The 25577-nt window shown below is 59.0% G+C and carries 20 protein-coding genes; 11 read left to right on the top strand and 9 right to left on the bottom strand.

Going from position 1 to position 25577, the window contains the following annotated elements:
- The first annotated feature begins 30 nt into the window (after positions 1 to 30).
- From GNG29_RS15030 to baeR, 6 genes are read left to right on the top strand one after another with little or no spacing between them, the layout of a single operon-like run.
- Positions 31 to 1263: an MdtA/MuxA family multidrug efflux RND transporter periplasmic adaptor subunit gene (locus tag GNG29_RS15030; protein WP_103180234.1), complete on the top strand. Its 1233-nt coding sequence runs from the start codon at positions 31 to 33 to the stop codon at positions 1261 to 1263.
- Positions 1263 to 4388, top strand: coding sequence for an MdtB/MuxB family multidrug efflux RND transporter permease subunit (locus tag GNG29_RS15035; protein ID WP_156654878.1), 3126 nt, complete (start codon positions 1263 to 1265; stop codon positions 4386 to 4388). Before GNG29_RS15030 ends, GNG29_RS15035 begins: the two co-directional genes overlap by 1 nt.
- Positions 4389 to 7466, top strand: a complete 3078-nt coding sequence (mdtC, locus tag GNG29_RS15040; RefSeq protein WP_103180236.1) for a multidrug efflux RND transporter permease subunit MdtC — start codon at positions 4389 to 4391, stop codon at positions 7464 to 7466.
- A complete protein-coding gene (locus GNG29_RS15045) occupies positions 7466 to 8881 on the top strand; it encodes an MFS transporter (protein ID WP_156654879.1) in 1416 nt (471 codons plus the stop codon). Before mdtC ends, GNG29_RS15045 begins: the two co-directional genes overlap by 1 nt.
- Positions 8878 to 10281 (top strand): two-component system sensor histidine kinase BaeS, encoded by a 1404-nt coding sequence (gene baeS / locus GNG29_RS15050; RefSeq protein WP_103180238.1) that lies wholly within the window; start codon positions 8878 to 8880, stop codon positions 10279 to 10281. Before GNG29_RS15045 ends, baeS begins: the two co-directional genes overlap by 4 nt.
- Entirely contained in the window at positions 10278 to 11003 is a 726-nt protein-coding gene (gene baeR, locus GNG29_RS15055) for a two-component system response regulator BaeR (protein ID WP_156654880.1), read from the top strand. Before baeS ends, baeR begins: the two co-directional genes overlap by 4 nt.
- A gap of 37 nt (positions 11004 to 11040) precedes the next feature.
- Here baeR and GNG29_RS15060 read toward each other — a convergent pair whose 3' ends face one another.
- Together GNG29_RS15060 and GNG29_RS15065 are read right to left on the bottom strand one after the other, a co-directional pair.
- Complete coding sequence (locus tag GNG29_RS15060) at positions 11041 to 11784, bottom strand: MerR family transcriptional regulator (protein ID WP_103180240.1); 744 nt, start codon at positions 11782 to 11784, stop codon at positions 11041 to 11043.
- 108 nt (positions 11785 to 11892) lie between these two features.
- A complete protein-coding gene (locus GNG29_RS15065; RefSeq protein WP_103180241.1) occupies positions 11893 to 13119 on the bottom strand; it encodes a diguanylate phosphodiesterase in 1227 nt (408 codons plus the stop codon).
- Positions 13120 to 13424: 305 nt separating this feature from the next.
- Between GNG29_RS15065 and ycgZ the strand changes: the two genes are divergently transcribed.
- The 5 genes from ycgZ to yegS all read left to right on the top strand — a co-directional run bounded on the left by ycgZ (position 13425) and on the right by yegS (position 17696).
- Positions 13425 to 13664, top strand: a complete 240-nt coding sequence (gene ycgZ / locus GNG29_RS15070; RefSeq protein WP_103180242.1) for a regulatory protein YcgZ — start codon at positions 13425 to 13427, stop codon at positions 13662 to 13664.
- 137 nt (positions 13665 to 13801) lie between these two features.
- The gene (locus GNG29_RS15075; protein ID WP_156654881.1) at positions 13802 to 14119 is read left to right on the top strand and encodes a hypothetical protein; all 318 of its coding nucleotides are present in this window, start codon (positions 13802 to 13804) and stop codon (positions 14117 to 14119) included.
- A 39-nt stretch (positions 14120 to 14158) separates the two neighbouring features.
- Positions 14159 to 14437, top strand: coding sequence for a biofilm development regulator YmgB/AriR family protein (locus tag GNG29_RS15080; RefSeq protein WP_103180244.1), 279 nt, complete (start codon positions 14159 to 14161; stop codon positions 14435 to 14437).
- Positions 14438 to 14609: 172 nt separating this feature from the next.
- The gene (gene yegQ / locus GNG29_RS15085) at positions 14610 to 15971 is read left to right on the top strand and encodes a tRNA 5-hydroxyuridine modification protein YegQ (protein WP_103180245.1); all 1362 of its coding nucleotides are present in this window, start codon (positions 14610 to 14612) and stop codon (positions 15969 to 15971) included.
- 825 nt (positions 15972 to 16796) lie between these two features.
- A complete protein-coding gene (gene yegS / locus GNG29_RS15090) occupies positions 16797 to 17696 on the top strand; it encodes a lipid kinase YegS (protein WP_103180248.1) in 900 nt (299 codons plus the stop codon).
- An 85-nt stretch (positions 17697 to 17781) separates the two neighbouring features.
- Here the strand turns inward: yegS and GNG29_RS15095 are convergent, their stop codons facing one another.
- The 7 genes from GNG29_RS15095 to fbaB all read right to left on the bottom strand — a co-directional run bounded on the left by GNG29_RS15095 (position 17782) and on the right by fbaB (position 25505).
- Positions 17782 to 18555, bottom strand: a complete 774-nt coding sequence (locus GNG29_RS15095; protein WP_103180249.1) for an ABC transporter ATP-binding protein — start codon at positions 18553 to 18555, stop codon at positions 17782 to 17784.
- Between the two features lie 9 nt (positions 18556 to 18564).
- Positions 18565 to 19428, bottom strand: a complete 864-nt coding sequence (locus GNG29_RS15100) for an ABC transporter ATP-binding protein (protein ID WP_103181111.1) — start codon at positions 19426 to 19428, stop codon at positions 18565 to 18567.
- Positions 19400 to 20305, bottom strand: coding sequence for an ABC transporter permease (locus GNG29_RS15105; protein WP_103180250.1), 906 nt, complete (start codon positions 20303 to 20305; stop codon positions 19400 to 19402). The genes GNG29_RS15100 and GNG29_RS15105 overlap by 29 nt, the downstream gene beginning before the upstream one ends.
- On the bottom strand, positions 20302 to 21339 hold the full coding sequence (locus GNG29_RS15110) for an ABC transporter permease (protein ID WP_103180251.1): 1038 nt from the start codon (positions 21337 to 21339) through the stop codon (positions 20302 to 20304). The genes GNG29_RS15105 and GNG29_RS15110 overlap by 4 nt, the downstream gene beginning before the upstream one ends.
- Complete coding sequence (locus tag GNG29_RS15115) at positions 21336 to 22952, bottom strand: ABC transporter substrate-binding protein (RefSeq protein WP_103180252.1); 1617 nt, start codon at positions 22950 to 22952, stop codon at positions 21336 to 21338. The genes GNG29_RS15110 and GNG29_RS15115 overlap by 4 nt, the downstream gene beginning before the upstream one ends.
- Before the next feature lie 36 nt (positions 22953 to 22988).
- Entirely contained in the window at positions 22989 to 24143 is a 1155-nt protein-coding gene (locus GNG29_RS15120) for a mandelate racemase family protein (RefSeq protein WP_156654882.1), read from the bottom strand.
- 309 nt (positions 24144 to 24452) lie between these two features.
- Positions 24453 to 25505, bottom strand: a complete 1053-nt coding sequence (fbaB, locus tag GNG29_RS15125; RefSeq protein WP_103180254.1) for a class I fructose-bisphosphate aldolase — start codon at positions 25503 to 25505, stop codon at positions 24453 to 24455.
- Positions 25506 to 25577: the final 72 nt, after the last annotated feature.

Here is a 25577-nt window from a genome sequence, read left to right on the forward strand (position 1 = left end):
CGCACTGTTTCAGGACGAGAACATATAACGATGAAAGGCCGCAATAAATCCCGCTGGGTAATCGCCGCTGGCATCATTGTGGTGGCCCTTGCCGCCGCGTGGTACTGGCATCAACACGCTTCGGCTCCTGCCGGTGCATCCAGCCAGGCGCAGCGCCCGGCAGGCGGTGGACGTCACGGCATGCGCGGCGGCGCTCTGGCGCCGGTTCAGGCCGCCACCGCAGTCAGTAAATCCGTGCCGCGTTATCTCTCCGGGCTCGGCACCATTACCGCCGCCAACACCGTCACCGTGCGCAGCCGCGTCGACGGGCAACTTATCGCCCTGCACTTCCAGGAAGGACAACAGGTGAAGGCTGGCGATCTGCTGGCCGAAGTCGATCCCAGCCAGTTCAAGGTTGCGCTGGCCCAGGCCCAGGGACAGCTGGCTAAAGATCAGGCCACCCTTGCTAATGCCCGCCGGGATCTGGCCCGTTATCAGCAGCTGGTGAAAACCAACCTCGTCTCCCGCCAGGAGCTCGACGCCCAGCAGGCGCTGGTGAGCGAAAGCATGGGGACCATTAAGGCAGACCAGGCCGCTGTCGCCAGCGCGCAGCTCCAGCTCGACTGGAGCCGCATCACCGCCCCTATCGACGGACGCGTGGGATTAAAACAGGTGGATATCGGCAACCAGATCTCCAGCGGCGATACCACCGGGATCGTGGTGCTCACCCAGACCCACCCTATCGATCTGGTGTTTACCCTGCCGGAGAGCGATATCACCACCATTATCCAGGCGCAGAAAGCTGGTAAAAGCTTAACCGTGGAGGCCTGGGATCGCGCCAACAAGCAGAAGCTCAGCGACGGCACCCTGCTGAGCCTCGATAACCAGATCGACACCACCACCGGCACCATCAAGCTGAAAGCACGGTTTAACAATCAGGACGACGCCCTGTTCCCGAACCAGTTTGTTAACGCCCGCATGCTGGTCGCTACCGAAGAGAATGCGGTGGTGATCCCAACGGCAGCGTTGCAGATGGGTAACGAAGGCAACTTCGTCTGGGTGCTGAACAGTGACAACAAGGTCAGCAAGCACCTGGTGAAACCGGGCATTCAGGACAGCCAGAGCGTGGTCATTGCCGCCGGGCTGTCGGCAGGCGACCGCGTGGTGACCGACGGCATCGACCGTCTGACCGAAGGGGCAAAAGTGGAGGTCGTAGAATCCCACGCCGACACCCCTGCCGATCCTGGCAAACGCGAAGCTAAAAAACAGGGAGAGAACGCCTGATGCAGGTGATGCCCCCGAGCGCTACAGGCGGGCCGTCGCGTCTGTTTATCCTGCGCCCTGTCGCCACCACCCTGCTGATGGTGGCGATCCTGCTGGCGGGGATCATTGGCTACCGCTTCCTGCCGGTCTCTGCCCTGCCGGAAGTGGATTACCCCACCATTCAGGTGGTGACGCTCTACCCCGGCGCCAGCCCGGATGTCGTCACTTCCGCCATCACCGCCCCGCTGGAGCGCCAGTTTGGGCAGATGTCGGGCCTGAAGCAGATGTCCTCCCAAAGCTCCGGCGGCGCGTCGGTGGTGACGTTACAGTTCCAGCTCAGCCTGTCGCTGGATGTCGCCGAGCAGGAGGTGCAGGCCGCTATCAACGCTGCCACCAACCTGCTGCCGTCCGACCTGCCTAACCCGCCGGTCTACAGCAAGGTGAACCCGGCGGATCCGCCGATCATGACCCTCGCCGTCACCTCCTCTGCCATGCCGATGACCCAGGTGGAAGATATGGTGGAAACCCGCGTGGCGCAGAAGATCTCCCAGGTCTCCGGCGTCGGGCTGGTGACCCTCTCCGGCGGCCAGCGTCCGGCGGTTCGCGTGAAGCTCAACGCCCAGGCGATCGCCTCCCTGGGGTTGACCAGCGAAACCATCCGCACCGCCATCACTAACGCCAACGTTAACTCGGCGAAAGGCTCGCTCGATGGTCCGACCCGGGCGGTGACCCTCTCCGCTAACGACCAAATGCAGTCCGCGGATGAGTATCGTCAGCTGATTGTCGCCTACCAGAACGGGGCGGCGATCCGGCTTGGCGACGTGGCGACCGTCGAGCAGGGGGCAGAAAACAGCTGGCTCGGGGCGTGGGCCAACAAACAGCAGGCGATTGTGATGAACGTCCAGCGCCAGCCGGGGGCTAACATCATCGATACCGCCGACAGCATTCGTGCGATGCTGCCCACCCTTATCGATAGTCTGCCAAAATCGGTGAGCGTTAAGGTGCTGTCGGATCGCACCACCAACATTCGCGCGTCGGTGAGCGATACCCAGTTTGAACTGATGCTGGCGATTGCGCTGGTGGTAATGATCATCTACCTGTTCCTGCGCAACGTTCCGGCGACCATTATTCCGGCGGTGGCGGTGCCCCTGTCACTGGTGGGCACTTTCGCCGTTATGGTGTTCCTCGACTTCTCGATCAATAACCTGACGCTGATGGCCCTGACCATCGCCACCGGCTTTGTGGTGGATGACGCTATCGTGGTAATCGAGAACATCTCCCGCTATATCGAAAAAGGCGAGAAACCGCTGGCGGCGGCGTTGAAGGGGGCCGGTGAGATCGGCTTCACCATTATCTCCCTCACCTTCTCGTTAATTGCGGTGCTGATCCCGCTGCTGTTTATGGGCGATATCGTCGGGCGTCTGTTCCGGGAGTTTGCGGTGACCCTGGCGGTGGCGATTTTAATCTCAGCGGTGGTGTCGCTCACCCTGACGCCGATGATGTGCGCCCGCATGCTGAGCCATGAATCTCTGCGCAAGCAGAACCGTTTCTCCCGCGCCTCGGAGCGGATGTTCGAGCGGATTATTGCCGCTTACGGACGCCTGCTGGCCAAAGTGCTGAACCATCCGTGGGCGACCCTCGGCGTGGCGCTGGGTACCCTGGCCCTGAGCGTGCTGCTGTGGGTGATGATCCCAAAAGGCTTCTTCCCGATCCAGGATAACGGCATTATTCAGGGCACGTTGCAGGCCCCGCAGTCGGTGTCGTTCGCCAGCATGGCCCAGCGCCAGCAGGCGGTCTCAGAAGCGATCATGAAAGATCCGGCGGTGGAGAGCCTGACCTCGTTCGTCGGCGTTGATGGCACCAACCCGTCCCTCAATAGCGCTCGCCTGCAGATCAACCTCAAGCCGCTGGACGATCGCGACGACCGGGTGAACACGGTGATCGACCGACTGCAAAATGCAGTGGCGAAGGTGCCTGGCGTGGAACTCTACCTGCAGCCGACGCAGGATCTGACCATTGACACCACGGTGAGCCGCACTCAGTATCAGTTTACGTTGCAGGCCACCAGCCTTGATGCGCTCAGCACCTGGGTGCCACAGCTGGTGGATGAGCTCCAGCAGCTGCCGCAGCTCTCGGACGTCAGCAGCGACTGGCAGGACAAAGGCCTGGCGGCCTATATCAATGTCGATCGCGACAGCGCCAGCCGGCTGGGCATTAGCATGGCGGATGTGGATAACGCCCTGTACAACGCCTTCGGCCAGCGACTGATCTCCACCATCTATACCCAGGCTAACCAGTACCGGGTGGTGCTGGAGCACGATACCCGGCAGACGCCGGGGCTGGCAGGACTGGATTCGGTGCGCCTGACCAGCAAAGATGGCGGGATTGTGCCCCTGAATGCAATTGCCAAAGTGGAAGAGCGCTTTACGCCGCTGGCGGTGAACCATCTGGATCAGTTCCCCTCCACCACCATCTCGTTTAACGTGCCGGACGACTACTCGCTGGGCGAAGCGATTCAGGCCATTACCGATACGGAAAAACGTCTCAGCTTCCCGACCGATATCCAGACCCACTTCCAGGGCAGTACGCTGGCGTTCCAGGCGGCGCTCGGGAGCACCATCTGGCTGATCGTGGCCGCGGTAGTGGCGATGTACATCGTGCTGGGGGTGCTCTATGAGAGCTTTATTCATCCCATCACCATCCTCTCGACCCTGCCGACCGCCGGCGTGGGTGCGTTGCTGGCGCTGATGCTGGCGGGCAACGAGCTGGATGTGATTGCCATCATCGGCATTATCCTGCTGATCGGCATCGTCAAGAAGAACGCCATCATGATGATCGACTTTGCCCTCGCCGCCGAGCGCGAGCAGGGCATGCCGCCGCGGGAGGCGATCTATCAGGCCTGTCTGCTGCGTTTTCGTCCGATCCTGATGACCACCCTCGCCGCGCTGCTCGGCGCCCTGCCGCTGATGCTCAGCACCGGGGTCGGGGCCGAACTGCGCCGTCCGTTGGGGATTGGCATGGTGGGCGGTCTGCTGGTGAGCCAGGTGTTAACTCTGTTTACCACACCGGTGATCTATCTGCTCTTTGACCGCCTGGCCCTGTGGAGCAAAAGCCGCTTCCCGAAACGTGAAGAAGAGGAGGCGTAAGTGAAGTTTTTCGCCCTCTTCATTTACCGCCCGGTGGCGACGATTTTAATCTCCCTCGCCATCACCCTCTGCGGCGTGCTCGGCTTCCGGCTACTGCCGGTGGCCCCGCTGCCGCAGGTGGATTTCCCGGTGATCATGGTCAGCGCCTCGCTCCCCGGCGCCTCCCCGGAAACGATGGCCTCGTCGGTGGCAACGCCGCTGGAGCGCTCGCTCGGGCGCATCGCCGGGGTCAACGAGATGACCTCCAGCAGCTCGCTCGGCAGTACGCGCATCATTCTGGAGTTTAACTTTAACCGCGACATCAACGGCGCGGCGCGCGACGTGCAGGCGGCGATCAACGCCGCGCAAAGCCTGCTCCCGAGCGGCATGCCGAGCCGTCCGACCTACCGCAAAGCCAATCCGTCCGATGCGCCGATTATGATCCTGACGCTCACCTCGGACACCTACTCCCAGGGGCAGCTGTACGACTTCGCCTCCACCCAGCTGGCGCAGACCATCGCCCAGATCGAGGGCGTGGGCGATGTGGACGTCGGCGGCAGCTCCCTGCCCGCGGTACGCGTGGGGCTGAACCCGCAGGCGCTCTTTAACCAGGGCGTCTCGCTGGATGACGTGCGCAGCGCCATCAGCAACGCCAACGTGCGCAGGCCGCAAGGGTCGGTGGAGGATGGCAGCCGCCGCTGGCAGATCCAGACCAACGACGAGCTGAAGACCGCGGAGGAATATCAGCCCTTAATCATCCACTACAATAACGGCGCGGCGGTGCGCTTAAGCGACGTGGCAAGCGTCACCGACTCGGTGCAGGACGTGCGCAACGCCGGGATGACCAACGCTAAGCCCGCCATTTTGCTGATGATCCGCAAACTGCCGGAAGCCAACATTATTGAGACGGTGAACAGCATCCGCGCCCGTCTGCCGGAACTGCAGGAGACCATTCCGGCGGCCATCGATCTGCAGATTGCCCAGGATCGCTCCCCCACCATTCGCGCCTCGCTCGAAGAGGTAGAGCAAACGCTGATTATCTCGGTGGCGCTGGTGATCCTGGTGGTATTTCTCTTCCTGCGCTCCGGGCGCGCGACGCTGATCCCGGCGGTGGCGGTCCCGGTGTCGCTGATTGGCACCTTCGCCGCCATGTACCTGTGCGGCTTTAGCCTCAACAATTTGTCTCTGATGGCCCTGACCATCGCCACCGGCTTTGTGGTGGATGACGCCATCGTGGTGCTGGAGAACATCTCCCGCCACCTCGAAGCGGGGATGAAACCGCTGCAGGCGGCGTTGCAAGGCTCGCGTGAGGTGGGCTTTACGGTGCTCTCCATGAGTCTCTCCCTGGTGGCGGTGTTCCTGCCCCTGCTGCTGATGGACGGACTGCCGGGGCGTCTGCTGCGTGAGTTTGCGGTCACGCTGTCGGTGGCGATCGGTATATCGCTGCTGGTGTCGCTGACGCTCACGCCGATGATGTGCGGCTGGATGCTGAAACGCAGCCCGCCGACGTCGCAGCCGCGCAAACGGGGCTTTGGCCGGATGCTGATGGCGTTGCAGTCAGGCTACGGTAAATCGCTGAAGTGGGTGCTGAACCACACCCGGATCGTCGGGCTGGTGCTGATCGGCACTATCGCCCTCAATGTCTGGATGTATATCACCATTCCAAAAACTTTCTTCCCGGAGCAGGACACGGGGGTGCTGATGGGGGGAATTCAGGCCGACCAGAGCATCTCCTTCCAGGCGATGCGCGGCAAATTGCAGGATTTCATGAAGATCATCCGCGAAGACAAAGCCGTGGATAACGTCACCGGCTTTACCGGCGGCTCGCGGGTCAACAGCGGGATGATGTTTATCACCCTCAAGCCCCGTGACGAGCGTAACGAAACTGCGCAGCAGGTGATCGACCGCCTCAGGGGCGCGCTTTCGAAAGAGCCGGGAGCAAATATGTTCCTGGTGGCGGTGCAGGATATCCGCGTGGGCGGGCGCCAGTCGAATGCCAGCTACCAGTACACCCTGCTGTCAGACGATCTTGCCGCCCTCAGAGAGTGGGAGCCGAAGATCCGCAAAGCGCTGGCAGCGCTGCCGGAGCTGGCGGACGTTAACTCCGACCAGCAGGACAACGGCGCGGAGATGGCCCTGACCTACGATCGCGAAACCATGTCGCGGCTGGGGATTGACGTCAGCGCCGCCAACAGCCTGCTGAACAACGCCTTTGGCCAGCGGCAGATCTCCACCATCTATCAGCCGATGAACCAGTACAAGGTGGTGATGGAGGTCGATCCCCGCTATACGCAGGATATCAGCGCTCTGGATAAGATGTTTGTGATTAATAACGACGGTAAGGCGATCCCGCTCTCCTATTTCGCCCGCTGGCAGCCCGCTAATGCGCCGCTGTCGGTCAACCATCAGGGGCTGTCGGCGGCCTCGACCGTGTCGTTTAACCTGCCGACCGGGAAATCCCTCTCGGAAGCGAGCGACGCCATCAACCGCGCCATGACCCAGCTTGGGGTGCCGTCCACCGTGCGTGGCAGCTTTGCCGGCACCGCCCAGGTGTTCCAGGAGACCATGAACTCACAGGTGATCCTGATTCTGGCGGCGATCGCCACGGTCTATATCGTGCTTGGGGTGCTGTATGAGAGCTATATTCATCCGCTGACGATCCTCTCCACCCTGCCCTCGGCGGGCGTGGGCGCATTGCTGGCGCTGGAGCTGTTTGGCGCCCCGTTCAGCCTGATCGCGTTGATCGGTATTATGCTGTTAATCGGCATCGTGAAGAAAAACGCCATCATGATGGTCGACTTTGCCCTGGAGGCACAGCGCAACGGCAACATGACGCCGCAGGAGGCGATCTTCCAGGCCTGTCTGCTGCGTTTTCGCCCGATTATGATGACCACCCTGGCGGCGCTGTTCGGCGCTCTGCCGCTGGTAATTTCCAGCGGGGATGGCGCGGAGCTGCGCCAGCCGCTGGGGATCACCATTGTTGGCGGGCTGGTGATGAGCCAGCTGCTGACGCTCTATACCACCCCGGTGGTCTATCTGTTCTTTGATCGCTTACGGGTGCGTTTTTCACGTAAACAGAAAGAGACGGTAACAGGCTAATGACGGATCTCCCCGCGAACGTTCGCTGGCAGCTGTGGATTGTCGCCTTCGGCTTCTTTATGCAGTCGCTGGATACGACTATCGTCAACACCGCCCTCCCCTCAATGGCGAAAAGCCTTGGGGAGAGCCCGCTGCATATGCATATGGTGATTGTCGCCTATGTGCTGACGGTGGCGGTGATGCTCCCCGCCAGCGGCTGGCTGGCGGACAAAGTGGGGGTGCGCAATATCTTCTTTACCGCCATCGTGCTTTTTACCGCAGGCTCCCTGTTCTGCGCCCGGGCGGAGACGCTCAACGAGCTGGTGATGGCCCGGGTGTTGCAGGGCGTCGGCGGCGCGATGATGGTGCCGGTAGGCAGGCTGACGGTGATGAAGATCGTCCCGCGCGAGCAGTACATGGCGGCGATGACCTTCGTGACCCTCCCCGGCCAGGTGGGGCCGCTGCTGGGCCCGGCGCTGGGCGGTGTTCTGGTGGAGTACGCCTCCTGGCACTGGATCTTCCTGATTAACCTGCCGGTGGGGATTATCGGGGCGATTTCCACCCTGATGTTGATGCCGAACTACAAAATGCAGACCCGGCGTTTCGATCTGGGTGGCTTTTTCCTGCTGGCGGCGGGGATGGCGACCCTGACCCTGGCGCTGGATGGGCAAAAGGGGCTCGGGATCTCCTCCCTGGCCCTCGCCGGACTGGTGGCCATCGGCGTGGTGTCGATTCTCTGGTATCTGTGGCACGCCCGGGGCAATGACCGGGCGCTGTTCAGCCTGACGCTGTTTAAGAACACCACCTACCGGCTGGGGCTGCTCGGCAGCCTGGCCGGACGCATCGGCAGCGGCATGCTGCCGTTTATGACCCCGGTCTTTTTGCAGATTGGCCTCGGCTTTTCGCCGTTTCACGCCGGGCTGATGATGATCCCGATGGTGCTCGGCAGCATGGGGATGAAGCGCATTGTCGTGCAGGTGGTGAACTACTTCGGTTATCGCCGGGTGCTGGTCGCCTCCACCCTGGGGCTGGCGCTGGTGAGCCTGCTGTTTATGGGCGTTGCGCTGCTGGGCTGGTACTACGTTCTGCCGCTGGTGCTGTTCTGCCAGGGGATGATCAACTCCATCCGCTTCTCCTCCATGAATACCCTGACGCTGAAAGATCTGCCCGATGAGCAGGCGAGCAGCGGCAACAGCCTGCTGTCGATGATCATGCAGCTGTCGATGAGCGTGGGCGTGACGATTGCCGGGCTGCTGCTGGGCTTGTACGGGCAGCATCAGCTCACCGCCGACAGTGCCGTCGTCCATCAGGTATTCCTCTACACCTACCTGAGCATGGCGCTGATTATCGCCCTGCCAGCCTTTATTTTCGCCCGGGTTCCGGATGATACCAGCAAGAATGTCGTCATCAGGCGGCGCAAAAGGAGTGAAAGATGAAGTTCTGGCGACCGGGTATCACCGGCAAGCTGTTTCTGGCCATTTTCGCCACCTGTATGGTCCTGCTGATCACCATGCACTGGGCGGTGCGGGTCAGCTTTGAGCGCGGCTTTATTGACTACATCAAACACGGTAACGAGCAGCGTCTGCAGGGCCTGAGCGATGCCCTGGCCGAGCAGTACGCTCTCCACGGCAACTGGCGCTTTTTACGCAACAATGACCGCTTTGTCTTTCAAATCCTGCGCTCGCTGGAGCACGATACCGACAGCGATCGTCCCGGACCCGGCATGCCGCCCCACGGCTGGCGCACCCAGTTCTGGGTGATCGACCAGGAGATGCGTGTGCTGGTCGGCCCGCGGGCTCCGGTACCGCCGGACGGCACGAAGCGGGCCATCACCGTCAACGGCGCGGCCGTGGGCTGGGTGATCGCCTCCCCGGTCGAACGGCTGACGCGCAATACCGACATCAATTTTGATCGACAGCAGCGCCAGACCAGCTGGCTGATAGTGGCGCTCTCCACCCTGCTGGCGGCGCTGGCGACCTTTCCGCTGGCGCGCGGCCTGCTGGCCCCGGTCAAACGGCTGGTGGACGGCACCCACCAGCTGGCTGCGGGGAATTTTTCCACCCGCGTCGATACCCGCAGCCAGGACGAACTGGGCAAGCTGGCGCAGGACTTTAACCAGCTCGCCAGTACCCTGGAGAAAAACCAGCAGATGCGCCGGGATTTTATGGCGGATATTTCCCACGAGCTACGCACCCCGCTGGCGGTGCTGCGCGGCGAACTGGAGGCGATCCAGGATGGCGTGCGTAAGTTCACCCCGGAATCGGTCGCCTCTTTACAGGCGGAAGTGGGCACCCTCACTAAACTGGTAGAGGATCTGCATCAGCTGTCGATGTCCGACGAAGGGGCGCTGGCCTACCAGAAAGCGCCGGTGGATGTGATCAACATTCTGGAAGTCGCCAGCGGCGCCTTCCGGGAACGCTTTGCCAGCCGCGACCTGCGCATTGAGCTCTCGCTACCGGAAAACGCCGTAGTGTTTGGCGATCGCGACCGGCTGATGCAGCTGTTTAACAACCTGCTGGAAAACAGCCTGCGCTATACCGACGCGGGCGGCGCGCTGCGGATCGCCGGCAAGTGCGAAGAGCAGCGCTTTACGCTGACCTTCGCCGATACCGCCCCTGGCGTCACGGACGACCAGCTCAACAAGCTGTTTGAGCGTTTTTACCGCACCGAAGGCTCCCGCAATCGTGCCAGCGGCGGCTCCGGCCTGGGACTGGCGATCTGCGTCAACATCGTTGAAGCCCACGGCGGCACCCTCCGCGCCGCCCATTCGCCTTTTGGCGGGGTTAGCATTACAGTAGAGCTACCGCTGGAACGCGATTTATCGAGAGAAGCATGACTGAGTTACCCATTGACGAAAACACACCCCGCATTCTGATTGTGGAGGACGAGCCTAAGCTTGGGCAGTTATTAATCGACTATCTGCGGGCGGCGAGCTACGCCCCGTCGCTTAGCAGCCACGGCGATCAGGTCCTGCCATATGTACGCCAGACCCCGCCGGATCTGATCCTGCTTGACCTGATGCTGCCGGGCACCGACGGCCTGACCCTGTGCCGCGAAATCCGCCGCTTCTCTGAAGTGCCGATTGTGATGGTCACCGCCAAAATTGAAGAGATTGACCGCCTGTTAGGTCTTGAGATCGGTGCCGACGATTACATCTGCAAACCCTACAGCCCGCGCGAAGTGGTGGCCCGGGTGAAAACCATTCTGCGCCGCTGTAAACCGCAGCGTGAGTTGCAGGTGCTGGATGCCGAAAGCCCACTCATCATTGATGAAGGTCGTTTTCAGGCAAGCTGGCGCAGTAAGTTACTGGATCTCACCCCGGCGGAATTTCGTCTGCTGAAAACCCTCTCCCATGAGCCGGGGAAGGTATTCTCCCGCGAGCAGCTGCTGAACCACCTGTATGACGATTACCGGGTGGTGACGGACCGCACCATCGACAGCCATATCAAAAATCTGCGCCGCAAGCTTGAAGCGCTGGATGCCGACCAGTCGTTTATTCGCGCAGTGTATGGCGTGGGGTATCGCTGGGAAGCGGATGCGTGCCGGATTGGCGGGTGATAAGAGAGAACGTTACCCGCTGCGGCGGGTAATGGCATCAGACGGCGTCAGCCGCCCCGTGTGCCGTAATGACATACCCCTGATTTTGCCAGTGCTCCAGCTGCTGGCGCTGTTCGTCTGATAATGTCTCGCCTGCCCAGACGAGAATATGTTGGCCCGGGAAGAACTCCGGATGGGGTAACGCCAGAGGTTCAGCAAATACGTTGATGCGCCAGCCCCGATGCGAAAGGCGCCACGCTTCCAGCCACAGGCGGGTTCGGTCCTCAATACCCCAGCCTATCAGTAACGCATCCCTGCCTGCTTTCGCACGCGACTCCGTCAGGCTGGTGACCGCCTGCTCGATCAGAATACCGTCCAGCAGGCTGCCCATCGCCCGCGCGGTGGCGTGATCGAGACGGAGAGTGGCCCGCACGGGAATAAATACATGGTCTACCAGCGCATCCACGGAGTGGTGCTGGCAGAAAATCGCGATCTGCGCGCGGGATTTTGCCGGGTTGACCTGCCTCAGGGTGGCAATCATCTCTTCCCGCAGCACGCGCCAGTCTCCCGGCTCGGGGGCTTTATCCCCGTCAAGCAGGGCTTTTACCTTACCAACCGGTACGCCACGCTCAATCCAGCGCTTGATCTCCTCAATGCGCTGGAGGTCGTCATCATCAAATTGTCGATGTCCGCCTTCACTGCGCTGCGGTTTTAGCAGGCCATACCGACGCTGCCATGCACGCAGGGTGACGGGGTTGATGCCGCAACGTTCTGCCACATCGCCAATACTGTAAAAGGCCATCGATTCCTCATGACTGATCGATATATTCATTGTTCAAGGTAACGAATCTCGCCGGGCTGTACAACTCGTTATATTGTACAACAGAATTGTAACACTGCCCGGCGAAGGTTAGCGCACGACTTCCTCGCGCGGCTCAGGCCACGAAACTGGCGGGATGCCGGCCAGTTCAGGGTGGGCAAACAGGTGCCCCTGGAACTGCGAAACGCCGGCAGATTCGAGCCACATCCACTCTTCTGGCTGCTCAATGCCCACCGCGGAGATCAATATTTCCAAAGCTGTACAACATTTGATGATGGCGAGCACAATCGCCTGCCTTGGACCACTCTTGTGCACGTCGCGGATCAGGTCCCGGTTGATCTTAATTCTGTCTGGCTGGAACTGCGCCAGCAGCAATAAGCCGGCAAACCCGCCACCGAAGTGATCGATCGCCACGCCGATACCTGCGGCTTTTAGCTCACGTACCGCGCCGGTGAACTCGTCCAGACGGGAGATAACCTCGTGCTCGGTAAACTCTACCACAATCTGCTCGGCTACCAGCCCGTTAGCTTCTATCTCCTGGAGCAGATAGTTGACCGCATTGGGAACATTGACCAGCGTCATCGGTAAAAGGTTCACTGACAGGCTCTGTTCCCCCAGCCCCAACTCGCTTGCCATCGCGAAAGCAACGCTCTTGCTTTTGAGGTCAGCTTCGTAGACAGCATCCCCTTCGAGCCCCTCAAACCAGTGCTGGGCAGACTCCCCGTCCGGGGTGCGGATCAGGGCTTCGAAGGAGACAATTTCACGGGCCAGCGGGTCGATAATCGGCTGGAACGCGAAGTTGCACGTATTGCTTAAACGCCCCTGCAGCGCGCGTACGCTGGGAGCGTCATTATCCGGGACAAATACCCAATGATCCCCTGACGGCAGCTCAAAGTAGTTCTCTTTCTCACTCTCCTCGACGAAGGTTCTGAAGAACTGCAGCGCCCTGTCGTTATAGGTCATCTGGTACTTTGTGGTGCCCTTATCCAGCACGTTTTGCATCACCTCGTGACGGTCATAGTGGCGCAGATCGAAGAGTTCCATGCCGTACTTGCCGAAGCGTCGGGCGCGGGAGTAATCGCACAACAGTTCCACCACGTTGTGGTGACGCGGGTCTTCACAGATCGCGCGGTAAATGGCTCTTACCTTCTCCTCAGGTCCTTCGAGCAGCTGAAAAAAGAGCTTGCCGGTAAACAGGAGAATGCCGCTTACGCCGGCCTCTCTGTTTTTTACATTCGCTGCAACAACCATGTCTTCCAGCACGGTAACCGGTACGTCGTCACGAAAATGACTACGGTAAATGATGGTAGTGAGCATCGGGTTTCCAATAAGAGGAGGTGAATGAAAGTCCACAGTATCAGATGGTTGGCTGCACGTCTTGGCAGCCTGCCCAGACGGGAAAATAGCCCGTCACCTGTACCCGCCTTAATGACGAAAATCGTCGACAATGTACAATCTTTTTAGACTGTTTTACACAATTTGTATTTTTTAAGATGTTGAATAGAAACACTTAGCACGTATTGATCAAAATATATTTGTTAACTTGTACAATTAGTATGTACAGTATTTACCAGTTAACAAGATATTAACCATTTAAATACAGCGGAATTCAGGAGTGACATATGCGCGAGAACGGGTACACACCGAACACAGCCAATGCCATTGCCCAGTACTTTAACAAAGCAAACCAGCCCTCCCAGCAGGAGACGCTGGGTCAAATTGTGGTTGAAATTCTACGGGAAGGAAAAATCCTTAACCGAAAGGCGATTTGTACCCGTCTTCTTCACCGCATGGAACAGGCGTCGGATCGGGAAGAGGAGAGCCGATATCAAACTCTGGTTGGCCTGCTGTTTGAACGTTAAGCGATACGCCACAGCAGCTGATTACCTTGTTTTTTGAGTCAGTTTTTTCTTTGCAACAGTTTTTTTATACTGTCGCCACAGACTGACTTTATGCCGCTTCTCTCCTGGCAGGAAGATGCGGCGACAGAGACGTAGTTATGAACAGAAGTGACCATGAACGACTGACTGATGAACTTATTGGCGAAGCCACGTTTTCTTTACTGAAAGATAATGGCCCCATCAGCATGAAGCTGTTGCTGGAGAGGCTGCAGCAGATGTTATCGGTAGAGCAGGACGGGCAGCGCCGGAATGCGCTTTCCCAAATTATTCTGGAAATTTCCAATGATGGAAAAGGGAGCGCCCGGCGTAATAACCAAAGTGAACAACAGGCGTGGGACACGGATGGTCGACACAGCAGCAGCAATGTCTATCCTCTGTTTGGCAATAGCCCGCAAGCCAACAGAAATAAGCATTAACTGCATAATTAACTTATATAACTGAACCGGTGTGACACTATGAGCCAGGCTATGCTCCAGAATAATGATTTTTACGACGAACTGCCCAATGCTGCATTGTCCAACTACTTTCGCAGTGCTGGCGGTTTGCTGGCCGAAGAGTGGGCGCTGCTTCAGACTGTAACGGGTGCCATTCTGGATGCGAAGGAACCGCTGACTAACAAAGCGATTATTTTACGTTTGATCCGCGAAATTGAATCGACGCGCGACGTTGTCCGTGCCGATGTCATTCGTAAGACCCTGGAAATCATTGTCGATCACACCCAGGACGACCTCTGATTCCCCACGCCTGAGCTGATGCCGACGGTACTGTCCTGCCGTCGGCGTTTACTCACTCAATGGTTTACCTCCCCTTCCCGCAGCGCTACAATGCCCGCCCTTAATGTATGGGATCTCCTCCCGGCGCCCACCTTGTGCGCGCATCTGACCTGTCATCAGAACGAGAACGAACATGTTTAAACCGGAACTCCTCTCCCCGGCGGGAACGCTGAAAAATATGCGTTACGCTTTCGCCTACGGCGCCGATGCCGTTTATGCGGGCCAGCCGCGCTACTCCCTGCGCGTGCGTAATAATGAATTTAACCATGAGAATCTGCAGCTCGGCATCAACGAAGCCCACGCGCAGGGTAAAAAATTCTACGTGGTGGTCAACATCGCGCCGCATAACGCCAAGCTGAAAACGTTTATCCGTGACCTGAAGCCGGTGGTGGAGATGGGGCCAGACGCGTTGATCATGTCGGACCCGGGTTTGATCATGCTGGTGCGGGAGCACTTCCCGGAGATGGACATTCATCTCTCGGTACAGGCCAACGCCGTAAACTGGGCGACGGTGAAATTCTGGAAGCAGATGGGGCTGACCCGCGTGATATTGTCCCGCGAGCTGTCGCTGGAAGAGATCGAAGAGATCCGCACCCAGGTGCCAGACATGGAGCTGGAGATATTCGTTCACGGCGCGTTGTGCATGGCCTACTCTGGCCGCTGCCTGCTCTCCGGGTATATCAACAAGCGTGACCCGAACCAGGGCACCTGCACCAACGCCTGCCGCTGGGAGTATAACGTTCAGGAAGGCAAGCAGGATGAGGTAGGCAATATCGTGCATAAGCACGAGCCTATTCCGGTGCAAAATATTGAACCGACGCTGGGTATCGGGGCTCCGACCGACAGCGTGTTTATGATTGAAGAGGCCCAGCGCCCGGGTGAATACATGACCGCGTTCGAAGACGAGCACGGCACCTATATTATGAACTCCAAAGATCTGCGTGCCATTGCCCACGTGGAGCGCCTCACCCAGATGGGTGTGCACTCCCTTAAAATCGAAGGCCGCACCAAGTCCTATTACTACTGCGCGCGTACCGCCCAGGTTTATCGCCAGGCGATTGACGATGCGGCTGCAGGTAAACCGTTCGACAGTACCCTGTTGCAAACGCTGGAAGGGCTGGCGCACCGCGGTTATACCGAAGGCTTCCTGCGACGCCATACCCATGACGATTACCAGAACTATGAATATGGCCACTCGGTTTCTGAACGCCAGCAGTTTGTCGGCGAGTTCACCGGCGAGCGCAAGGGCAACCTTGCGGCGGTGGCGGTTAAAAACAAGTTCCTCGTAGGCAACAGCCTGGAGTTGATGACCCCGCAGGGCAATATCAACTTTACCCTGGAGCATATGGTGAATGGCAAAGGCGAGTCGGTCACCGTCGCACCGGGAGATGGACATACCGTCTGGCTGCCGGTCCCGGAAGAGATTGCCCTGGATTATGCGTTACTGATGCGTAATTTTAACGGCGAAAATACCCAGGCGCCGCACGTTAAGTAATGAAAGCGGGTTATTTTTTGGTATGAGATGATTCTTAGAATTCGATCACATACCGCTGCGTTTGATGAGGGTATTATTGCCAACGCTGAAAAACATAACCCATAAATGCTAGCTGTACCAGGAACCACCTCCTTAGCCTGAGTAATCTCCCTTACGCAGGCTAATTTTTTTGTCTAAAAACCCCTTCTTTTTTCTACCCAGTATCGTAACGACCTCAAAGCCCGCCCTTAACGTAAATTTCTTTCTTTTTTCGCCGGGAAGTGACTTAATTTATCAATTTATTAAAGTCAGGTTATTCATAAACATGTCTGATGCTATTCTTCTTATGAAGGAAATTTCACTTAAGGAGAAGGAGGAAATATGTACTGGGTGGTTGAAAAAAGGATGGTTTGCCCTCGTACTGGAACAATTTTTATACATGTACTCACCGTTAAAAATCTCAGGCTGATAATCTGGTACAAGGGAGATTATTTTATCAGCGTCGGCTCGGTCCTTGTGACAAGTCCCTTCGGTATTGTTATCGACGGTAAAATCAGAGCACTAAACATTCTTCGTACATTCCCTTATAACCCCACGCTTTGGTCATCATTTCTGAAAAGTTCCGGCTGCCCTGGCAATGAGGGGGCGCTGATCACCCGCTGTATGCATCGTCGCGACTGCGTCTTTGCATTATGTCCCTATGGCGCGATAACGTCTTAATATCCTGACCGAGTGGCGCAAACTTAGGATCGCCACTCATTTAATTTTTCGCCTTTCGTCCTCTTCTTACCCGCTTTTCTCCGCGCTGCGATACACTTCTTGAAGATCAGCACAGGAGCAACGTGGATGGCGACCTATCCGGCAAGTTTATTAATTCTCAATGGTAAAAGCGCGGGCAACGATCTTTTGCGCGAGGCGGTTACACTGTTACGCGACGAAGGCGTTCAAATCCACGTGCGCGTCACCTGGGAAAAAGGCGACGCGGCACGCTATATCAATGAAGCCCGCACGCTTGGCGTCGAGACGGTCATTGCGGGCGGTGGTGATGGCACCATTAACGAGGTGGCGTCCGCATTAATTAATCTGCAGGGCGATCACCGTCCCGCGCTGGGTATACTGCCCCTCGGCACAGCGAACGATTTTGCCACCAGCGCAGGCATCCCGGAGGCGCTCGATAAAGCCCTGCAGTTGGCTATCGCCGGAAAAGCCACGGCGGTAGATATTGCCCGGGTCAACGACAAAACCTGCTTTATCAATATGGCGACGGGGGGATTTGGCACCCGTATTACCAGCGAAACCCCGGAAAAACTGAAAGCGGCATTGGGTGGGGTCTCGTACCTGATCCATGGTCTGGCGCGATTAGATACCCTGAAACCCGATCTGTGCGAAATCCGCGGCGAGAACTTCCACTGGCAGGGTAACGCCCTGGTGATTGGCATCGGCAATGGCCGTCAGGCAGGCGGCGGTCAGCAGCTTTGCCCGGAGGCGCTGATCAATGACGGGCTGCTCGGGGTGCGTATCATCACTGGCGATGAGCTGCTGCCTGCCCTGTTCACTACTCTGACCAAAGCGGAAGAGAGCCCGCATCTTGTGGATGGCGAGTCGGCGTGGTTCGAAATTCAGGCGCCGCACGGCATGACCTTTAACCTGGATGGCGAGCCGTTGAGCGGGGACCACTTCCACATCGCCCTTTTGCCGGGGGCGCTCAAATGTCGGTTGCCGCCGGACTGTCCGCTTCTGCGCTGAGTTGCCCGGCGGCGCTGCGCTTGCGCGAGTCTACGGGTTTTGTAGGCCGGGTAAGGCGAAGCCGCCACCCGGCAAACAGACCGCACTAATAGACCGCCACCTCCCTCGCCATCTCGCGGCTGTACTGCTGGCTGGCGCTGACCAGCATTCGGGTGTAATCGGTTTTAGCCTGCCCCGCCACCAGGTCATCCACCGTCAGCGTTTCCAGAATTTTGCCGTACTGCATCACCGCCACCTTCTGGCAGAGATGGGCGATCACCCCCAGGTCATGGGTCACCATCAGGTAGGTGAGTTTCGACTCGCGCTGCAGTTCCGCCAACAGGTTTAAGATTTCTGCCTGTACCGAGACGTCCAGCGCTGAGGTAGGTTCATCCAGCAACAGCACCTGCGGCTCCAGGATCAGTGCCCTGGCAATGGCCACGCGCTGGCGCTGGCCGCCGGAGAGCTGATGCGGGTAGCGGTCGCGGAAAGCGCGATTGAGACCAACCTTGTCCAGCAAGCCGTGAATACGTCGCTCCCGGTCGTTGATGCCGTGAATTTGCAGCGGCTCTTCCAGAATATCGCCGATGGTGTGCCGGGGGTGCAGCGAACCGTACGGGTCCTGAAATACCATCTGCACCAGACGGCAGCGTTGCGGGCTGATGCGCCGCTCCAGCGCCTGGCCGTTAATCGCCAGCGCCCCCTCCCAGTGGGTGAATAATCCTGCCAGGCACTTTAACACCGTGGTTTTACCGGAACCCGACTCCCCTACCAGGCCATAAATCTCCCCTGGCTGCACGCTGATATTGACGTCGTACAGAACCTGGCTGCGTTTTTCCCCTTCACCAAAAGCCAGATTCAGGTTTTTTACCTCGATCATCTTCGCTCCTTATTCGGTCAGCCAGCTGGCCTGGCGCTGCAACACCGGCAGCACCGGACGGCGGTGATTCATCTCAGGCAGGGCATTGATCAACCCCTGCGTGTAGGGGTGCTTCGCGTTGTGCAGATCGTGGGCGGCGATGGACTCCACCACCCGCCCGGCGTACATCACCAGCACCCGGTCACAGAAGCTGCGCACCAGGTTGATATCGTGACTGATAAAGATCAGCCCCAGCCCGCGGGACTGGACTAAATCGTCCAGCAGGCCCAGCACCTGTAGCCGCACCGAGACGTCCAGCGCTGACGTCGGCTCATCGGCAATCACCAGCTCCGGGTCCGTGATCAGCATCATGGCGATCATGATGCGCTGCCCCTGCCCGCCGGAGATCTCATGCGGATAGAGCTGATAGACCCGCTCCGGCTGGCGAATGCGCACTACATCGAGCATCTCCAGCACTTTGGCTTTCGCCTCGGCCTTACGCCCAGGATGATGAGTCAGCCAGGCCTCGGCAATCTGATCCCCAACGCAGACCACCGGGTTCAGGGAGTACTTCGGATCCTGCATGATCATCGAGATGCGCTTGCCGCGGATGCCGCGCATCTGCGCCTCGCTGACGCTGCGTAAATCGACATCGCCAAACTGCATTCGGGTGGCAGTGATCTGCGCCTTTGCCGGGTGCAGGCGCAGCAGCGCCCGCCCGACGGTGGATTTCCCGGAGCCCGACTCACCGACAATCGCCAGCTTCTCGCGCCCGAGCTGAAAGGAGACGCCGCGCACCGCGTGGGTGACCGCGCGTCCGTTGATAAAATCGACGTGCAGATCGCGCACGTCGAGCAGCGGCGCATCAGGCGCTGCGAGGATCGAGGATGTCACGTAAGCCATCTCCTAAGAAGTTGAACGCCAGGCTGTTAATCAGGATCGCCAGCCCCGGAATTGTCACCACCCACCAGCACTCCATCATGTAGGTGCGGCCGCTGGAGATCATCGCCCCCCACTCCGGCTCCGGCGGCTGCGCGCCAAGGCCGAGGAAGCCCAGCCCGGCAGCGGTCAGGATGATCCCGGCCATATTCATGGTGATACGGATAATCACCGACGGCAGGCACAGCGGCACGATGTGGCGCCACAGCACCCGTACCGGGGAGGCCCCCTGCAGACGCACGGCGGAGATAAAGTCGGCCTGGCGTAACGACAGGGTTTCAGCGCGAGCCAGTCGGGCTATCGGCGGCCAGGCGGTGAGCGTAATGGCGATCACCACATGTTCCAGCCCCGGGCCGAGCGCTGCGACAAACGCCAGCGCCAGCACCAGGCTCGGGAAAGAGATAAAGATATCGGTGACGCGCATCAGGACCGCATCCACCTTGCCGCCAAAGTAGCCGGCGGTAACACCCAGCAGCAGCCCCAGCGGGCCAACGGTGACCGACACCAGCAGTACGATATAGAGCGTGATGCGCGAGCCGTAGACCAGGCGGCTGAAGATATCCCGGCCAAATTCGTCAGTGCCGAACCAGTGCTGCGCGTTCGGCGCCACCAGGGCGTTGTTGAGATCCTGCACCAGCGGGTTGTACGGGGCGATCCAGGGCGCGAAGGCCGCCACGATCAACAGCAGCAGAATAATGCCGCCGCCAATGGCCGTCAGCGGGTTACGCGCCATCTGCCCGGCAAACCCAAAGGTGCGGCGGGCCATCCGCGCCAGACGCTGGCGCCCTTCGCTGCGGGAAGCGCGCAGCGGTGTATCCAGAGAAACGGTCATGATTTCGTCCTCGGGTCAAAGAGTTGATACAGCATGTCGGAGAGCAGATTGAGCATCACGAAGATCATCCCCACCAGCAGCACGCAGCCCATCACCGCATTCATATCCCCCAGCAGCAGGCTGCCGGTGAGATAGGAGCCAAAGCCCGGCCAGGAGAAGACGGTTTCAATCAGCACCGCCCCTTCCAGCAATGAGCCGTAGGCCAGCGCCACCACCGTCAGCAGCTGCACGAGGATGTTGCGAAACGCATGGTTCCAGATCACCTGGCGCTCGGTTAAGCCTTTTACCCGGGCGGTGATAATGAACTCCTGCGACAGCTGGGCCAGCATAAAGCTGCGGGTCATGCGGCTAATGTAAGCCAGGGAGTGGAAGCCCAGCAGCGAGGCGGGCAGCACCAGATGGTTAATGGCGTTCCAGAAGACCGCGCTATTACCCGCCAGCAGGGCATCGACGGTCATCAGTCCGGTGCGACGCGGCACCAGGCCATCCAGCCCTAAATCCAGCCGTCCGGCGCCCCCTACCCAGCCAAGCCAGGCGTAGAACAGCAGCAGCCCCATCATTCCCACCCAGAAGATTGGCGTGGAGTACCCGGCCAGGCTGATGATGCGTACCACATAATCCGAGACGCTGTTACGGCGCGCGGCCGCCAGCACCCCAAGCGGGATCCCTAAACCGGCGCCGACAATAATCGCCATGGTTGCCAGCTCCAGGGTGGCCGGGAAGACGCGCAGAATATCATCCAGCACCGGTTTGCCGGTCAGCAGGGCATTGCCAAAATCGCCGTGCAGCAGGTTATTGAGGTAGATCCCGAACTGGGTCAGCAGGGATTTATCGAAGCCCAGCTGTTGATAGACCTGCTGATAGGTGCTGTGGTCCGCATCCGGGCCGACAATGGCCAGCACCGGGTCGACCGGCATGACGCGGCCAATGAAAAAGGTCAGCACCAGCAGGCCGAACAGGGTCACCAGTACCTGGGTCAGGCGTTTTGAAAAACGCCGGGTGCGGGAGCCTGGGGCGAGGATCGCAACACTCATTTTTCACCTCCAGTTTTGTAGACTTCCCGCAGGAAGGTGGTGGCGGAGGGATGCGACTGGAAGTTTTTGACTTCGTTACGCACCACCACCGAATCGACCATCTGGGAGAGCGGGATCAGCGCCGGGATCAGCTGGTCGTAACGCACCTGAATCTGCTGATAGTCGGCGATCTGTTTTTGCGGATCGCGCTCCAGCAGCGCTTTATCGATCATCTCGTTTAGCGTTTTGTCGTAAAAACTGGTGCGCCAGCCCTGGAAGTTAGTCAACCGGGCTTCATCGCTGTTGTCCGGGTTATAGACCAGCGCGCGCAGGCTGGAGTGCGGGTGCGGCTCCACGCCGCTGCCGCCGCGCCCCACCAGCATGTCGAACTTACGCTCGCGCATCGCGCCGTAGATCTGATTCCCGGTGCCGGTAATGATTTTGGCGTTGATACCCGCCTGCATCAGGGTGGACTGTACGGCGATGGCGATATTGAGGAACGGCTGATCCGCCAGCACCCGCAGGGTGGTGTCAAAACCTTCCGGATAGCCCGCCTCCGCCAGCAGCTTTCTGGCGCGCGGGATATCGAGTTTGTAGCCCGGATCAGGCAGCGTCGACGGCATTCCCGCTTTGATGGGCCGCTGGTGTAGTACGCCATAGCCCGGCATCAGCGCCTTGTTGATACCCTGATAGTCAATGAGATAGCGCACCGCCTCGCGCACTTTCGGGTTGGCGAAGTGTTTCTCCTTCATGCTCATCGCCACGTAGTAGACCGTGCCCTTTTGCACGGCTTCGACAGTGAGCTGCGGATCCTTGCGCAGGGCGTTGATGTCAGCCACCGCCATGTTGCTGGCGATATCCAGATCCCCTTTCTCCACCATCAGGCGCAGGGTTTGCGACTCCTGGAAGTGGCGCAACACCACGCGGTTCATATTCGGCTCTTCGCGCCAGTAGTGCGGATTGCGCTGCATGCGCAGCACATCTTTTGCCTGCCAGGTCTCCAGCATAAACGGCCCGGATCCGGCTTCGTTGGTGGTGAGCCAGCGGTTGCCCCAGTCGTTGTTCACCTCGTGGCTAAGCACCGTTTTGCGGTCCAGCACGCCAAGGTTGCCCAGCGCCCCGAGGGAGTAGATCACCAGCTGCGGATCGTTGGCCTTAGGCAAGGTGAGCTGTACGGTGTAGTCATCCAGGGCCTTAATCTGCTGGTCGATGTTCTTCTTACTGAAACCGTAAGATTTCCATACCGAGGCCTGAGCGAGGTTCAGGTGCAGCAGGCGGCGCATGGACCACACCACGTCTTCGGCGGTCAGCGGGTTACCGGAGTGGAAGGTGACGTTATCGCGCAGGTGGAAGGTCAGGGTTTTGCCGTCCGGCGAGATATCCCATGATTTCGCCAGCGCCGGTTTGACGTTGGTGAGCGTGTTAGGATCCAGTTCCACCAGCGAATCGTAGAGATTGACCACAATGCCCACCACCTCGTTGCCGGTCATCGCGGCCGGATCGAGGGTCAGCAGGTTATTCATGTTCATACCGATGATGAGCTGATCGGGCGGCGTTTTCGCGTACGCCGCACCGCTCCCCATCATCAGCGAGAGCGCGAGTAAACACGCCCTCGTGAGGGAGTTTTTCTTCATCTGTGTATACCGTTTGTAGGGTAGAAGTTTTATTTATCAGTCGTGGCTGACGGTATTGGCTTCGATATACGCAAAATTAATCTCTTCGCCGAGTCCCGGACGCGTCGGCAGGCTGACCATGCCCTCATCATCCATCGGGTCGATCAGGCTGTGCAGGTACGCAGCTGGCTCATCGTAATCGAGGAACGGGTGCAGCAGTCCGCGCTCGTACCAGCGGCAGTTCTTGATCGCGCCAATCACCGCCAGGCTCGCCGCGCCGTTGCCGTGCACTTCGCAGTCCATACCAAACGATTCGGCCAGGTTGGCCACTTTCAGGGTTGGCGAAATGCCGCCCACGCCATTGGCACCGGCGCGCAGGATGTCGCACGCCCCGGCTCTAACCCAGTCGGCGCGGCTGTGGTGTTTACCGCCCAGGCTTTCCGGCCCGATAATCGGAATGGAGAGGTTTTCCGCCAGCCAGGCATAGGAGGCCATGCTCTCCTCTTCCATCGGCTCTTCAAACCAGGCGAAATTGAGTTTTTCCAGCTCCTTACCGATCCACAGTGCTTCCACGCGGCTGTACCAGTGGTAGCCGTCGATCATCAGGTCGATATCCGGCCCGACCGCTTCACGCACCGCGGCGCAGGCTTTGATATCCATCTTCGGGTTGGGGGCGAAAGAGACTGGCGGCATCCAGGTGTGGAGCTTGATCGCTTTGTAGCCGCGGGCAACCAGTTTTTCCGCGAAGCTGGCGTACTCTTCCGGGGTGGAGAGACCGCCCGGCAGGTCATCGCCGCACATGGTACTGCCGTAGGCGGGGACTTTATCGCGATAGCCGCCGAGGAGTTTCCACACCGGCATATTCAGCTTGCGGCCAATCAGATCCCACAGCGCCTGCTCGACAAAGCCCAGCGCGCGCTCGGTCAGCTGATGAGCGCTGCCGCGCTGCCAGTGCGCCAGCTCCTGCCAGATCTTTTCGCGATTAAACGCATCCTGGCCGATCAGCACCTTACGGAAGAAGGTATTGACCACAAAGGGGCGCACCACTTCCGGCGGTGCAAAGGCGTACCCTTTGGTGCCATCGTCTGCGGTAATGGTCAGCATCGCCATTTTCGCCAGGCTTTCCGGTCCCGGATGGGAATGTCCGGCGCTGTCAGAGACCCGGCGGGTGGGATACTGAAAGACGGTGACGTTTACAGATTCGATTTTCATTTTTTGTCCTTAAAACGGCGTAGGTTCAGCGTGTTCTTTCATTTTGAAAAGCTGTTTCGAAACTAACTTTAAGCGCAAAATTCGTCCACTGCCTTAGACAAATTCCGCTAAGCGCTGACCATTTTTTGTGCATCTGCACGGGAGGGAGTGATACTTTTCACAAAAGAGAGGGGAAATGTGAAGTGGATCGGAAGGGTGATTTGAATGAAATGAAACAAGGTTTCGTTAGCAGTTCTCGTCGCTGTAGGCCGGGCAAATAAAGTGCCGCCCGGCATCTGCCCCTCTTCCAACGGAAGAGGGGCAGAATGGCTAGGCGATAGTGACTTTTTTATCCAGATACACGTCCTGCACGGCGTTAATCAGCTTCACGCCGTCGGCCATCGATTTTTTAAACGCCTTACGGCCAAGGATCAGCCCCATACCGCCCGCGCGTTTATTGATCACAGCCGTGCGCACCGCATCGGTGAGATCGGTCTCGCCTCCTGCCGCACCGCCTGAGTTGATCAGCCCCGCGCGGCCCATATAGCAGTTCGCCAGCTGGTAGCGCACCAGGTCGATGGGGTTATCGCTGGTCAGTTTGCTGTAGACCCGATCGTCGGTATAGCCAAACTTGACCGCCGTATAGCCGCCGTTGTTCTCGGCCATTTTCTGCTTAACGATATCCGCCCCGATGGTGGCCGCCAGATGGTTGGCCTGCCCGGTTAAATCGGCAGAGACGTGGTAATCCGTGCCGTCTTTATTGAAGGCCGGGTTACGCAGATAGGCCCACAGCACCGTCACCATGCCCAGCTCATGGGCACGCTCGAAGGCGGCGGAGATCTCTTCTATCTGGCGGCGCGACTGCTCGGAGCCGAAATAGATGGTCGCCCCTACCGCTACCGCACCCATGTTGAACGCCTGCTCGACGCTGGCATACAGGGTCTGATCATATTCGGTAGGGTAGCTCAGGGTTTCGTTGTGGTTGAGCTTGACGAGGAACGGGATGCGGTGGGCATAACGTCGCGAGACCGAGGCCAGCACGCCATAGGTGGAGGCCACGCAGTTACAGCCCGCCTCGATCGCCAGCTCGACGATATTCTTCGGATCGAAATAGAGCGGGTTAGCGGCAAACGACGCCCCGGCCGAGTGCTCCACCCCCTGGTCCACCGGCAGGATCGACAGATAGCCGGTTCCCCCCAGACGCCCGGTGTTATACAGGGTCTGCATATTTCGCAGTACCGCTGGCGGGCGGTTGTTGTCGACCATCACGCGGTCAACGTAGTCGTGGCCAGGCAGATAGAGCTGGTCGGCTGGAATGGTCATACAACGATGCTGTAACAGGCTTTCGGCATCTTTGCCAAGCAACTGCGCAATATCAGTCATAGTTTTGCTCCCCTTAGTGCCGACGGGCTGTCGGCATGTTTTCTCCAGGCTCACAGGATTGCGAGCTCCCTA

The sequence above is a fragment of the Leclercia sp. Colony189 genome (genome assembly GCF_009740165.1).
In the GTDB taxonomy this organism is placed as follows: domain Bacteria; phylum Pseudomonadota; class Gammaproteobacteria; order Enterobacterales; family Enterobacteriaceae; genus Enterobacter.